The sequence below is a fragment of the Pseudomonas sp. HS6-2 genome (genome assembly GCF_049325675.2).
Classification (GTDB): domain Bacteria; phylum Pseudomonadota; class Gammaproteobacteria; order Pseudomonadales; family Pseudomonadaceae; genus Aquipseudomonas; species Aquipseudomonas putida_N.
Genome location: NZ_CM143906.1, coordinates 3,879,194 through 3,892,415 on the forward strand (window position 1 = coordinate 3,879,194; position 13,222 = coordinate 3,892,415).

A 13,222-nucleotide genomic window follows, 5' to 3' on the forward strand; every position below is an offset into this window, starting at 1 on the left:
ATGAATACCGTGCACGTCGCTCCACTCACCTGCCGGGGGCTGGGGCTGCAACTGTCGGGCAACACCGTGCTGTGCAACATCGACCTCAACGTGGTGGCCGGTGAAACCCTGGGCATCGTCGGCCCCAACGGTTCGGGCAAATCGTCCCTGCTCAAGTTGCTGGCCGGGCTGCGCACGCCGGGCACCGGCAGTGTGCAACTACTCGGCGAACCCCTGGCGCGTCTGCCACGAAGGCGCATCGCACAGGCGCTGGCGCTGGTCGAGCAGCAGGCCGACACCCTCGATGCGATCAGCGTGTTCAATGCCATCGCCCTGGGGCGCACACCCTGGCTGTCGGCGCTGGCACCATTCTCCCGGGAGGACCGTGCCATCGTCGAACAGGCCCTGGCCGACCTCGACGCCACGCACCTGGGTGAACGGGTCTGGAGTTCGCTGTCAGGCGGCGAGCGCCAGCGCGTGCACATCGCCCGCGCCTTGGCCCAGCGCCCGCAGGTACTGCTGCTCGACGAGCCGACCAACCACCTCGACATCCAGCACCAGCTGAGCCTGCTGCAACAGGTACAGGCCCTGCCGGTGACCACCCTGGTGGCCCTGCACGACCTCAACCAGGCGCTGACCTGCGACCGCGTGGCGGTGCTCGACAAAGGCCACCTGGTGGCCCTCGGCAAGCCGCTGGAGGTGCTCACCCCCGAACGCTTGCTGAGCACCTTCGGCGTGCACGCCCACTACCTCACCGACCCTTTCGACGGCGCGCGCATCCTGCGCTTTCGCGCCCCTTGAATGACAGGCCATTGCCGCATGTTGTTGCGCCCCGCTGCTCTGCTCGCCTTGCCACTGGCAACCCTCGCCCCGTTTGCCCAGGCAGATTCGGCGCAACCACAAAGCAACGGCTTCGTCGAAGACAGCAGCTGGAACATTCTCAACCGCACTGTCTACGACCAGCGTGACTACAAGCACGGCGGGCGCAATAGCGGCGCGCGCAATGCCTACAAGCCACGCAGCGAACGTAACGGCCTGGCCGAGGAATGGGCCTACGGCCTGATGGGCACGTTCCAGTCCGGTTTTACCCAAGGCCTGATCGGCGTCGGCGTCGATGCCCACGCCTATCAGGGCGTGCAGCTCGACAGCGGTGGCGGCCGTGCCGGCAAGGCGCGCCTGCTGAGCCTGGACAACCACGGCCATCCCAAGAACGAATACAGCCGGGGCGGCGCGGCGCTGAAACTGCGGGTATCCAATACCGTACTGTCATGGGGCGAACAGCGGGTGAAGACGCCGGTGTTCAGCTCCTCGGACAGCCGCCTGCTGCCCGAGACCGCCACGGGCTTCTTCCTGACCAGCGGCGAGATCGACACCCTCAAGCTGGTCGCTGGCCACTTCAACGAAAGCACCGACCGCAATGCGTCCAGCCACGACCAGGGCTTTGTGGTGAACTACTCCGACGGCCGCCAGGGCAACAGCTTCGACCTCGCCGGCCTGGTGTGGAACCCCGGTGCCGCCTTCACCGGCAGCCTGTACACCTCGTGCTACCAAGACACCTGGAACCAGCATTACCTTGGCAGCACCCTCACCCACGCCCTGGACGACCGCCGCAGCCTGAGCCTGGACCTCAACCTGTACCGCACCACCGACACCGGCAAGGCGCTGTCCGGGCGCATCGACAACACCACCTGGAGCCTGGTCTCGCGCTACAGCCAGGGCCCGCACAGCGTCAGCCTCGGCTGGCAGCAGGTGGATGGCAACACGCCGTTCGACTACGTCACCCGTGGGGCGATCTACATCGCCAACGCCGTGCAGATGTCCGACTTCAACGCGCCGAACGAAAAATCATGGCGGGCGCGCTATGACCTGGACATGGGCGGTTATGGCATTGCGGGGCTGAACCTGACCGCCCTGTATGTGCGCGGCTTCGATATCGACGGCACCCACGTCGACCCAAACGGCGGCTATGCGTACCTGGGTTATGGCAAGGGTGGCAAACATTGGGAGCGGGACCTCGAAGCGCGCTACGTGGTGCAGAGTGGCAAGGCCAAAGGCACCACGTTCTCACTGCGGCACAACGTGCACCGGGGCAACACGGCGCAGGCGGAGCTCGATGGCAACCAGATCCGCCTGGCGGTGGAATGGCCGTTATCAGGCGGTTTCTGACAGCCCCCAGACCTGCTTCTCCTGCTCGGTCAGCGTCGCCACGACGGCGGCAAACACCTCGTTGAACTCGGAGCTGACGTTCTGGTGTGCGCGATAGTTGCTCAGCAGGTAGCGTTTCACAGTCTTCGGCCAGCTGCCATCCTTGTGCGCCGCAATGATGATGCCCTTGGCATCCTGGTAATTGGCTGACGGCCTGACCTTGGTCAGCAGTTTCTCGAAATCGACATAGGTCCAGTCGTCCCTGCGATTCTCGAACGCGTCGAGCAGGTCGAGTTTGTACAGCGCGAGATGTGCCATGGGCATCCTTCCTCTTTCATCGTGAAGGAGAAGACGGTAAGCAAATCGCCCGGCAATTGAAATGAACGAGGTGGTGACGGTCAGCCGCAGGAAGTAGGAATGGTCCTACCTGGCGAGCCAGTGCTCCATGTGCGTCGTGCCCCACAGCGGGTCGTCCTCCACGTCGATCAACGCAAAGCCCTGCCGCTCCCAGAAGCGTATTGCACCAGGCAAAAACGGATGGGTATGCAGGTACAGGCATTCGACCGCAGCGGCACGGGCGTGCTCGCGCAAGGCGGCGAACAATGCCGCCGCCAGGCCACGACGACGGTACTCGGGCAGCACGAACAGGCGCACCACCTCGACCACGCGCTTGCCGTGATAGTCGAGCTGGTTGAAGCGATGGTCGTAGGGCAAATAGCCGATGCCTGCAATCAACCGGCCTTGATCACGTGCTTCCAGAAAATGGCCATGGCCGTACAGGTAAGTCTCGGCAAAATGGGCCAGGTCCTTCGGCAATAGCGACCCAGCGAGCATCGGGAACAGCCCGCGACGGGCATTGTCGATGAAGGCCACGACTTCACTGATGTGCTCGTGAGTGGGCGGTTGGATGATCAAGTGGGGCATGGGCGTGGAAACGTGGTCTGAACGGCGGGTTTTCTACCTCAGGGACTGATGGCTGGCAACCCGACACAGCTATAATCACCCTCTGCAAAACGCGCCCAAGGCCACCCCATGCCCCCCATCCAGAAGCTGCTGTTGCCCTTGCTGTTCATTACCGCCCTCGCCGCCTGCGACCAGAAGCCCACCCGCGAAGAGCAGATCCTGGCCAACCTGCCGCTGCAGGAAGCCTACGACCACAACATCGAGCGTATGGCCGCGCTGCTCACACGCACCCACCCGCAGCTGGATGCAGCCACCATCAGCCAGGTCCTGCGCAAGCACCTCACCGTCGAGGACCAGCGTCAGGACCTGTTCAAGCTCTACAGCGAGAAGAACTTCAGCGACGCCGAATTCGCCACCATCGTCGCCGCCACCCGCGACCCGGCCAAGGCCAAGGCGCTTGAACAGACCGACGAAGGCAAGCACCTGAGCGACAAGCTCACCGGGCTGATGCGCGAGACAGCGCGGGATGAGAAGGTGCAGGCACTGGCCGAGCAGCGCATGCAGCAGGTGGAGGATGAACTGGAAGAGCTGGAGAAGCCGGGCTCCTGATGTGCCTGCATGGCACAGGTTGAACTGATCGTTCACTCGGCTGACGTGTCCAACCATCATTCAAAAACTGGAGACCAACCATGCCCCGTCTGGGCTTCGCCTGCATGTACCGCCACCCTCACCGCAGCCTGTCGGTGAAAGAGCTTGAGGCCATCGAACGCACCTTCAACCCGCGCACTACCACGCTGCGCTGGCTGTCCAGTGCCAGCCAGGAAGCGGCCCGGCTCAAGCTGCTGGAGCTGGTGCAGCACAACCTCGACGCCCAATTGCGCCTGCTGGCCTACGTCAGTGAACTGCCGCCGATGCTGCGCATGGTGCGCCTGAGCAGCGACCTGCTGCCGCTCTACAGCCACCCCAGCGTAGGGCCGATCTATCGCGACACCGAGTTTCAGGCCCTGATGGCTGAACGCTTTGCGGCCATCGGCAAGCTGGCCCGCGATCAGGATATCCGCCTGTCATTCCACCCAGGCCAGTACTGCGTGCTCGGCTCGGACCGCCCCGAGGTGGTGGAGAACAGCCTGGCCGAATTCGAATACCACGCCGACATGATCCGCATGATGGGCTTTGGTCAGCGCTTTCAGGACTTCAAGTGCAATGTGCATATTGCCGGGCGCCTCGGCGCAGCCGGGGTACGCCAGGTGTGGCCAAGGTTATCGCAGGTAGCGCGCCACGTGATCACCTTCGAGAACGACGAGAAGACCTATGGCGTCGACGATTGCCTGGCACTGGCCGACCTTGCGCCGGTGGTGCTGGACATTCACCACTGCTGGATCCACGAGGGCGACTACATCGCCCCCCACGACCCGCGCGTGGCGCGCATCATCGACAGTTGGCGAGGAGTGCGGCCGACCATGCACTACTCACAGCCGCCGGAGAGCTTGCTGGCACTGGGCTTCGACGCTGACCGCAAGCTGACCATCCCGGCGTTGCTGGAGAAGGTGAACAAGCGTGACCTGTATCAGCACAGCGCGCAGATGTGGAACGACTGGACCAACCACTACGCCCTGCAGTTCATCGATCGCTTCGACATCATGTTCGAGGCCAAGGACAAGAACCTGGCGACCCTGGATTTCTACCGGCGATATGTCGAGCGACCATGACCGTAAAAACGCCGTAACAGAGCGCTTGCGCTTCGAAAAAGATGAACTTAACTATTGTTTCAAGACTTGTCATAAATCTGTCGTGTTTCAGTCATAGGATTGACCCCAACCTGACATTTTCTCTCTTCATGGATGAGCGTCTCATGCGTCGTGTGGTTTTCAATCAGAAAGGTGGCGTGGGCAAATCGAGTATCGCCTGCAACCTCGCCGCGGCAAGCGCCGCCGAAGGCTATCGCACGTTACTGGTCGACCTCGACCCTCAGGCCAACGCCACCTACTACCTCACCGGGCTGACCGACGATGCCATCCCCGCCGGTATCGCCGACTTCTTCCGCCAGACCCTCTCGCCGGTCACCGCCTCCGGCAAGAAGCACCGCGTGGCGATCACCGAAACCCGCTACGACAACCTGCACCTGGTAACGGCCAGCCCCGACCTCAGCGACCTTCAGAGCAAACTGGAGAGCAAGTACAAGATCAACAAGCTGCGCAAGCTACTGATAGAGCTGGGCGACGACTACGAGCGAATCTACATCGACACCCCGCCGGCGCTGAACTTCTACACCTTCAGCGCCCTGGTGGCTGCCGAGCGCCTGCTGATCCCGTTCGACTGCGACAGCTTCTCGCGCCAGGCGCTGCTCAGCGTCATGGCCCAAGTCGAGGAACTGCGCCAGGACCACAACCCGGCGCTGCAGGTGGAGGGCGTAGTGGTCAACCAGTTCGCCGGGCGCACCGCGCTGCACCAGACCCTGGTCGAGCAGTTGCGCGACGAGGGCATGCCGGTGCTGCCGGTGTACCTCAGCAGCTCGATCAAGATGCGCGAATCGCACTTGGTTTCGGTGCCGCTGGTGCACATGGCGCCCCGCCACAAGCTAACGCAGGAGTTCATCGAGCTGCTGGACGTGCTCGAACGCGCTGCCTGAACTGCGACAACACACCACAGCCTCGCACTACCCCGCCGTTCGTCCGGGTGATAGATTCGCCGCCATGAAAATCACCCGGCACACTCGCACGCTGACTGCCTGGACGCTCTATGCCAGCGTCCTGTTCAGCCTGTTGCTGTGTGGCCTGCACCATGGCCAAATGGGCGGACTGCGCCTGGCCGGCCTGGAAGGTGGCTTCTGCTCGATCAACAGCGAGCACGGCGTGGCCATCGACCTCGACGGCGCCGGCGGCGACCAGCACATGGCCCAGCTCGACTGCCCGGTATGCTCCTCGTTCGGCCTGGCCGTGCCGCTCGCCAGCAGCAGCTGGTCGCTCAGCCCTGCACACGCCGCTGCCATCTCGCCCATCGTCGTACGCAGCTGGGCGCAACCGCCGCCCCGTTACCAACGCCCTGCCCTCACCCCCCGCGCTCCCCCTGTCGTACTCCCCGCAGCCATCACTCATATCGCCTGACTTCAGCCGGGCGCGCCTGCCTGCGCGCTCGCCGTCAGCCATGACCTTTGCGTGGAAGACAGAACAACATGCTCCGCAATACCTCCCTGGTGCTCCTCATGGGCACCTGCACCTTTGCCTGGGCGGACGATGCCGCCGTCGAACTCACCGCCACCACCATCGATGGCGAGCGCGATGCACCTTCCGGCGTGCAACTGGACGTGCCGATCAGCACCGGCTCGCGCCTTGGCCTCACCGCACGGGAGACCCCCGCGTCGGTCAGCGTATCGGACCGGCGCATCATCGAAGAACGCGGCGCCAAGGACAGCCAGGATGTGATCAACGCCATGACCGGCGTGAACGCATCGGCCAACCCCGGCTACGGCGGTTTCGTCAGCTACCGCGGCTTCACCCAGAACCAGGTGACCCAGCTCTACAACGGCATCAACCTCGGCTACAGCAGTGCTACCCGGCCGGTGGACGCCTGGGTGCTGGACCGCGTCGAGTTGCTTGGCGGGCCGTCGTCCTTCCTGCATGGCGCAGGCGCCGTGGGTGGCTCGATCAACTACATCACCAAGACCGCCAGCCGCGACCAGCAGATCATCGATGGCCGCGTGCGCTATGGCAGCTACGACGACTCGGAAGTGGCCTTCGGGATCAACCAGGCACTGGCCAGCCACCCGGCCGATACCCGCCATTTCATGCGCCTGGACTTCAGCCATACCGGCAGCAATGGCTACATCGACCGAAACCAGCGCAACACCGACAGCCTGGCGTTTTCCCTGCTCAGCGACCTGACGCCCGACCTGACCCACACCCTGGCGCTGGAATACCAGGAGGACCGCGAAGACAGCCCCTACTGGGGCGCGCCGATCCTGCCAGGGCGCAGCACCATGAAGATCGACAACAGCCGCCGCTTCGACAACTACAACGTCGCCGACGGCCGCTACGAACAACGGGTGCGCTGGCTGCGCTCGATGCTCGATTACCAGGTCAACGACAGCACCAGCGTGCACAACACCCTGTACCACTACCGCGCCCAGCGCGACTACCGCAACGTCGAGCGCTACAGCTACACCGGCGACGGCAATGTGCAGCGTGGCAGCCCTTACCTGCAGCGCCATGAACAGAACGTGCTGGGCGACCGCATCGAACTGCGCCACGACAACCAGCTGTTCGGCCTGGCCAGCCAGTGGTCGCTGGGCCTGGACTACTCGCACATGCGCCAGAGCGTATACCCGACGTCCGGGAGCTGGACCGATGTGGTCGACCCGGACCACTTCGACCCGGGCAGTTTCAACGACATCCCCGGGGTAAACGCCGGGCTGACCAAGCAGCGCCGGCATGTCACCAGCAACCGCGCCGTGTTCGCCGAAAACCGCCTGCAACTGACCGAGCGCCTGGCCTTGCTCACGGCCCTGCGCTACGACTACCTGGACATGGAGGTAACCAACTACGGCGCGGTGACACCGACCTCGCCGGCGTTCTTCGAGCGGCGCTGGGAACCGCTGTCCGGGCGCGTCGGGCTGACCTACGAATTGACGCCGTCGGCCAGCATCTACGCCCAGTACAGCACCGCCGCCGACCTGCCAGCCGGTTCGCTGGCGGCGGCCACCTATGCCAACGTCGGCACCTTCGACCTGTCCAAGGGCGAGCAATGGGAAGTGGGCAGCAAGTTCGACTTCCTTGAAGGGCGCGGCGCGGCGACCGTGGCCTTGTACCAGATCGTGCGCAAGGACTTTGCCGTGCGCGATTCGAGCAACCCCAACCTGACTGTCCAGGCCGGGCAGCAGACCTCGCGCGGGGTCGAGCTGTCCGGGCGGCTGCAGGTCACGCCAAAGCTGCTGGCCGAGGGCAACTACGCCTATGTCGATGCGCAATACGACGAGTTCAATGAAGCGGTCAACGGCGTGTCGGTATCGCGCAAGGGCAATGCCCCGGTCAACGTGCCGGCCAATGTCGCCAACCTGTGGCTGACCTACAGCTTCACCTCGGCCTGGTCGGCGGGGGTGGATGCACGCTATGTCGGCTCGGTGTACGCCGACAACGCCAACACCCTCAAGGCGCCTGCCTATACCTTGTTCGGCACCTTTGCCCGCTACCGGCTGGATGAACACACCACCATCACCGGCCGCGTGCGCAACCTGACCGACGAGGTGTATGCCAAGCAGGCCTATGGGCTGCAGTACTACATGGGGGCACCGCGCACATTCGAAGTAGCGCTGGATCTGCGCTTCTGACGCTCAAGTCTATGCCGGCTATCGAGCCGGCATAGACTTTAAGAAATTTTCTACAGCTCTTGCCTCTCAATTCCTAGCTCACCATCTCTGATAATGTGCAACCTCATCCACGCCGGCACATGAAGCACCGGCTCAGGCAAGTCAAGGTGGTTCCTTTGTTTTCGGCAGACATGCACGGCGTGGCGGGTCGGCCGGCAATAATCGCCTGCGGTCGAAACAGATATCCCGATGTCGCCCTGAACGAAGCGCCCCACCACGCTCCTCGGTCTACTGGCCCTGATAACAACGATGGCGCGCCCTGAGTGCGCCACATTCATTCAGGCTGCCTATGGAAACCGGAGAGCTTCCGTATGTCTGCATCGCATGAGGTATCCCCCGCCACCCTGCGCAGGGTCATCGCCGCCTCGGCCATCGGCAACTTCGTGGAATGGTTCGACTTCGCCGTCTATGGCTTCCTCGCCACGCTGATCGCCAGCCAGTTCTTCGCCAGCGAAGATGCCAGCGTCGCCCTGCTCAAGACCTTCGCCGTGTTCGCCGTGGCCTTCGCCTTGCGCCCGCTCGGCGGCATCGTGTTCGGCGCGCTTGGCGATCGCCTGGGGCGCAAGCGCATCCTGTCGCTGACCATCCTGCTGATGGCCGGCTCCACCACCTTGATCGGCCTGCTGCCGACCTATGCCAGCATCGGCCTTGCGGCACCGGCGCTGCTGACCTTGGCGCGCTGCCTGCAGGGCTTCTCCGCCGGTGGTGAATACGCCGGCGCCTGCGCCTACCTGATGGAGCATGCGCCCCGGAACAAGCGTGCGTTCTATGGCAGCTTCGTGCCGGTGTCGACCTTCTCCGCCTTTGCCTGTGCGGCGGTGATCGCTTATGGCCTGGAGGCCAGCCTGTCGGCCGAGGCCATGGCCGCCTGGGGCTGGCGCATCCCGTTCCTGGTGGCCGCGCCGCTGGGGCTGGTGGGTTTGTACCTGCGCTGGCGCATGGAGGAAACCCCAGCGTTTCGCGAAGCGGTCGCCCAGGGCAAGGAACATGAACACTCGCCGCTCAAGGAAACCCTGCGCAACCACGGCCGGGCGATCCGCAACCTGGGCATGTTCATCTCGCTGACGGCATTGTCGTTCTACATGTTCACCACTTACTTCGCCACTTACCTGCAACTGGTCGGCAACCTGACCCGTGCCCAGTCGCTGCTGGTGACCACCGTGGCGTTGCTGTTCGCGGCCGTTGGCTGCCCGCTGGCCGGGGCCTTTTCGGACCGGGTCGGGCGGCGCAAGACCATTGGTTTTACCTGCCTGTGGGTGATGGTTTGCGTGTTCCCCGCTTACTGGCTGGCCAGCTCCGGGTCGATGTCGGGGGCGCTGCTGGGGGTGATCCTGCTGGCGGTGGGCGCGCTGTGCAGCGGCGTGGTGACGGCGGCGTTGCTGTCGGAGAGTTTCCCGACCCGTACCCGCTATACCGCTTCGGCGATTACCTACAACGTGGCCTACACCTTGTTTGGCGGTACTGCGCCGCTGGTGGCGACCTGGTTGATAGGGCAGACCGGCAGCAGCCTGGCGCCGGCGTTCTATCTGGTGGTGATTGCGCTGGTGGCCTTGGTGGGCGGCTTGGCGCTGCCGGAGACATCGCGGATATCGTTGCATGATGAAGCCGGAAATGATGTGAGCCCTCAGGTCCGCACTTCGACTTGAGGCACTCGGGGCCGCTATGCGGCCCCGGCGATCTCAATCCTCTTCGCGCCGGTATGCCCATTGATACAAGGCCGGCAACACCAGCAAGGTCAGCGCCGTCGACGACAGAATCCCGCCAATCACTACCGTCGCCAGCGGCCGCTGAACTTCTGCCCCGGTTCCGGTGGCCAGCGCCATTGGAACGAACCCTAGCGACGCCACCAAAGCGGTCATCAACACCGGCCGCAAGCGCGTCAACGCCCCCTCTTCGACTGCCGCACGCAGACCGCGCCCTTGCTCTCGCAGGCTGCGGATGAAGGCAATCATCACCAGGCCATTGAGCACCGCCACACCCGACAATGCAATGAAGCCCACCCCTGCGGAAATCGACAGCGGGATATCCCGCAGCCACAGCGCCAGCACCCCGCCGGTCAAGGCAAACGGAATCCCGGTGAACACCAGCAGGCCGTCCTTGAGGTTGTTGAACATCATCAGCAGCAACGCCATCACCAGCAACAGCGACACTGGCACCACCACCCGCAGGCGCTCGGCCGCCGACTGCAGCTGCTCGAACTGGCCGCCCCAGCGGGTCCAGTAACCCGCCGGGATCTGCACCTGCTCGCGCAATGTCTGCTCGGCCTGCTCGACGAACGACCCCAGATCACGCCCACGCACGTTGGCGCTGACCACCACCACGCGCTTGCCATCCTCGCGGCTGACCTGGTTCGGCCCCAGTTGCAGGTTCAACGTGGCCACCTGCGACAGCGGGATGAAGCCGATCTGTGCCGCGCCGACTGCAGCACTGGCGGGTACCGGAATCAGCAGGCTGCCCAGGCCATCGACATCGGTACGCAGGGTTTCGGGGAGGCGCACCACCATGTCGAAGCGACGATCGCCCTCATACAACGTGCCCGCCGTGCGCCCGCCAACGGCAATGGCGATGGCGTCCTGCACGTCACCCACATTCAGGCCATGGCGTGCAGCCTTGTCGCGGTCGATGTCGATGGTCAGCACCGGCAGGCCGGTGGTCTGTTCGACCTTCACTTCCGAGGCGCCGGGCACCTGTTGCAAGCTGCTGGCGATTTGCGCGGCGGTGCGGTTGAGCACGTCCATGTCATCACCGAACACCTTCACCGCCACATCGCTGCGCACGCCGGAAATCAGCTCGTTGAAACGCAACTGGATCGGCTGCGACAGCTCGTGGTTGCTGCCCGGCACGCTGGCAGCAGCACGCTGGACCTCGGCAATCAGTTCCTCACGGGGTTTGCCGGGGTCGCCCCACTGCTCGCGCGGGCGCAGCATCACGTAGGCATCGGAGATGTTCGGCGGCATGGGGTCGGAGGCGATCTCGGCGGTGCCGGTGCGAGCAAACACCCGCTCCACTTCCGGCACCTGGGCGATGATCGCCTGTTCCAGGCGCTGCTGCATGTCCACCGACTGCGACAGGCTGGTGCCTGGCACCCGCAGCGCCTGCAAGGCGAAGTCGCCCTCGCTGAGGCTGGGGATGAACTCGCTGCCCATGCGGCTGGCCACCAGCCCGGACAGCAGCACCAGCCCCGTGGCGGCGGCGAACGCCAGCTTGCGCCGGCCCAGCACCCAGTCGAGCACCGGCGCATAACGCCGGCGAGCAGTGCGCATGACCACGCCCTCTTCTTCCTTGACCTTGCCGGTGACGAACAGCGCGATGGCCGCCGGCACGAAGGTCACCGAAAGGATCATGGCACCCAGCAGTGCCATCACCACGGTGAACGCCATCGGGTGAAACATCTTGCCCTCGACCCCGGTCAGGGCAAAGATCGGCAGGTACACCACCATGATGATCAACTGCCCATAAATCAGCGGCCGACGCGCCTCGCGGGCAGCGGCGAACACCTCGTGGAAGCGCTCGGCACGGGTCAGCATGCGGCCATGGCGCTGCTGGGCATGGGCCAGGCGGCGGATGGCGTTTTCGACGATTACCACCGCGCCATCGACGATGATGCCGAAGTCCAGGGCACCGAGGCTCATCAGGTTGGCACTGACCTTGTTGCTGAACATGCCAGTAAAGGTGAACAGCATCGACAGCGGGATGACCATGGCCGTGATCAGTGCGGCGCGGATGTTGCCGAGGAACAGGAACAGCACGGCAATCACCAGGATCGCGCCTTCGACCAGGTTCTTCTTCACCGTGGCAATGGCTTTTTCCACCAGGTGAGTGCGGTCATAGACCGTGACCGCCACCACGCCCTCGGGCAAGTTGCGGTTGATCTCTGCGAGCTTGGCCGCCACCGCCTGGGACACCGTGCGGCTGTTCTCGCCGATCAACATGAACACCGTACCAAGCACCACTTCGCGGCCATTCTCGGTGGCCGCGCCGGAGCGCAGCTCTTCGCCCAAGCCAACCTGCGCGACATGGCTGACGCGGATCGGCGTGCCGTCGACGCTGGAGATGACGATGTTGGCGATATCCTCGGCCGAGGCGACCTGCCCCGGCGCACGGATCAGCAACTGTTCGCCGTTGCGCTCGATGTAGCCGGCGCCGACGTTGGCATTGTTGCGCTCCAACGCCGCGATCAGGTCGTTGAGGGTGAGCTTGTAGGCCGCCAGCCGCTTGGGCTCGGGGGCGATCAGGTACTGCTTGGCGTGGCCGCCGATGCTGTTGACCTCGGCGACGCCGGGCACATTGCGCAACTGCGGCTTGATGATCCAGTCCTGGATCACCCGCAGGTCGGTCGGCGTGTAGGGGGTGCCGTCGTCCTTGAGTGCGCCCTGCTCAGCCTCCACGGTCCACAGGAAGATTTCCCCCAACCCCGTGGAGATCGGGCCCATGCTGGCCTCGATGCCCTCGGGCAATTGCTCGCGGGCTACCTGCAGGCGCTCGTTGACCAGTTGCCGGGCAAAGAAGATATCAGTGCCATCGTCGAAGATCACCGTCACCTGCGAAAGCCCCGAGCGCGACAGCGAGCGGGTCTGCTTCAGGCCTGGCAGGCCAGCCATGGCGGTCTCGATGGCGAAGGTGATGCGCTGCTCGGCCTCCAGCGGCGTATAGCCCGGCGCAGCGGTGTTGATCTGCACCTGGACGTTGGTGATATCTGGCACCGCATCGATCGGCAGTTTCTGGTAGCTGTGGATGCCCACGGCAGCCATCAGCACCACGGCGAGCATCACCACCAGGCGCTGCTCGATGGCGAATTGGATCAGGCGTTCGAACATTCAAGCGTCCCCGCGA

11 protein-coding genes are annotated in these 13,222 nt (G+C 64.2%); 8 read left to right on the plus strand and 3 right to left on the minus strand.

What is annotated here, in order from left to right:
• A complete protein-coding gene (locus ACOKS3_RS17970) occupies nt 1-780 on the plus strand; it encodes an ABC transporter ATP-binding protein (RefSeq protein ID WP_422763566.1) in 780 nt (259 codons plus the stop codon).
• An 18-nt stretch (nt 781-798) separates the two neighbouring features.
• The gene (locus ACOKS3_RS17975; RefSeq protein ID WP_103447993.1) at nt 799-2,145 is read left to right on the plus strand and encodes an OprD family porin; all 1,347 of its coding nucleotides are present in this window, start codon (nt 799-801) and stop codon (nt 2,143-2,145) included.
• Here the strand turns inward: ACOKS3_RS17975 and ACOKS3_RS17980 are convergent.
• Nucleotides 2,131-2,442, minus strand: a complete 312-nt coding sequence (locus tag ACOKS3_RS17980; RefSeq protein WP_103447994.1) for a hypothetical protein — start codon at nt 2,440-2,442, stop codon at nt 2,131-2,133. The genes ACOKS3_RS17975 and ACOKS3_RS17980 overlap by 15 nt on opposite strands.
• Nucleotides 2,443-2,547: 105 nt before the next feature.
• Complete coding sequence (locus tag ACOKS3_RS17985; protein ID WP_422763557.1) at nt 2,548-3,048, minus strand: GNAT family N-acetyltransferase; 501 nt, start codon at nt 3,046-3,048, stop codon at nt 2,548-2,550.
• A 108-nt stretch (nt 3,049-3,156) separates the two neighbouring features.
• On the opposite strand from ACOKS3_RS17985, the gene ACOKS3_RS17990 reads away from it, so the two are divergent.
• From ACOKS3_RS17990 to ACOKS3_RS18015, 6 genes are all read left to right on the plus strand, one after another.
• Complete coding sequence (locus tag ACOKS3_RS17990; protein ID WP_422763556.1) at nt 3,157-3,636, plus strand: hypothetical protein; 480 nt, start codon at nt 3,157-3,159, stop codon at nt 3,634-3,636.
• An 80-nt stretch (nt 3,637-3,716) separates the two neighbouring features.
• Entirely contained in the window at nt 3,717-4,736 is a 1,020-nt protein-coding gene (gene uvsE / locus ACOKS3_RS17995; RefSeq protein WP_103447997.1) for a UV DNA damage repair endonuclease UvsE, read from the plus strand.
• 143 nt (nt 4,737-4,879) lie between these two features.
• Nucleotides 4,880-5,656, plus strand: a complete 777-nt coding sequence (locus tag ACOKS3_RS18000; RefSeq protein ID WP_103447998.1) for a ParA family protein — start codon at nt 4,880-4,882, stop codon at nt 5,654-5,656.
• A gap of 64 nt (nt 5,657-5,720) precedes the next feature.
• The gene (locus ACOKS3_RS18005; protein ID WP_103447999.1) at nt 5,721-6,131 is read left to right on the plus strand and encodes a DUF2946 family protein; all 411 of its coding nucleotides are present in this window, start codon (nt 5,721-5,723) and stop codon (nt 6,129-6,131) included.
• Nucleotides 6,132-6,199: 68 nt separating this feature from the next.
• A complete protein-coding gene (locus ACOKS3_RS18010) occupies nt 6,200-8,350 on the plus strand; it encodes a TonB-dependent receptor (RefSeq protein ID WP_422763555.1) in 2,151 nt (716 codons plus the stop codon).
• A 350-nt stretch (nt 8,351-8,700) separates the two neighbouring features.
• Nucleotides 8,701-10,035, plus strand: a complete 1,335-nt coding sequence (locus ACOKS3_RS18015) for an MFS transporter (protein ID WP_103448001.1) — start codon at nt 8,701-8,703, stop codon at nt 10,033-10,035.
• 33 nt (nt 10,036-10,068) lie between these two features.
• On the opposite strand, the gene ACOKS3_RS18020 is transcribed toward ACOKS3_RS18015, so the two are convergent.
• Complete coding sequence (locus ACOKS3_RS18020; protein ID WP_422763554.1) at nt 10,069-13,206, minus strand: efflux RND transporter permease subunit; 3,138 nt, start codon at nt 13,204-13,206, stop codon at nt 10,069-10,071.
• Nucleotides 13,207-13,222 lie beyond the last annotated feature (16 nt).

Excerpts from the sequence above, each read along its gene's own strand:
- ACOKS3_RS17970 (WP_422763566.1), top strand. The coding sequence starts at position 1 with ATGAATACCGTGCACGTCGCTCCACTCACCTGCCGGGGGCTGGGGCTG.
- ACOKS3_RS17975 (WP_103447993.1), top strand. The coding sequence starts at position 799 with ATGTTGTTGCGCCCCGCTGCTCTGCTCGCCTTGCCACTGGCAACCCTC.
- ACOKS3_RS17980 (WP_103447994.1), bottom strand. The coding sequence starts at position 2,442 with ATGGCACATCTCGCGCTGTACAAACTCGACCTGCTCGACGCGTTCGAG.
- ACOKS3_RS17985 (WP_422763557.1), bottom strand. The coding sequence starts at position 3,048 with ATGCCCCACTTGATCATCCAACCGCCCACTCACGAGCACATCAGTGAA.
- ACOKS3_RS17990 (WP_422763556.1), top strand. The coding sequence starts at position 3,157 with ATGCCCCCCATCCAGAAGCTGCTGTTGCCCTTGCTGTTCATTACCGCC.
- uvsE (WP_103447997.1), top strand. The coding sequence starts at position 3,717 with ATGCCCCGTCTGGGCTTCGCCTGCATGTACCGCCACCCTCACCGCAGC.
- ACOKS3_RS18000 (WP_103447998.1), top strand. The coding sequence starts at position 4,880 with ATGCGTCGTGTGGTTTTCAATCAGAAAGGTGGCGTGGGCAAATCGAGT.
- ACOKS3_RS18005 (WP_103447999.1), top strand. The coding sequence starts at position 5,721 with ATGAAAATCACCCGGCACACTCGCACGCTGACTGCCTGGACGCTCTAT.
- ACOKS3_RS18010 (WP_422763555.1), top strand. The coding sequence starts at position 6,200 with ATGCTCCGCAATACCTCCCTGGTGCTCCTCATGGGCACCTGCACCTTT.
- ACOKS3_RS18015 (WP_103448001.1), top strand. The coding sequence starts at position 8,701 with ATGTCTGCATCGCATGAGGTATCCCCCGCCACCCTGCGCAGGGTCATC.
- ACOKS3_RS18020 (WP_422763554.1), bottom strand. The coding sequence starts at position 13,206 with ATGTTCGAACGCCTGATCCAATTCGCCATCGAGCAGCGCCTGGTGGTG.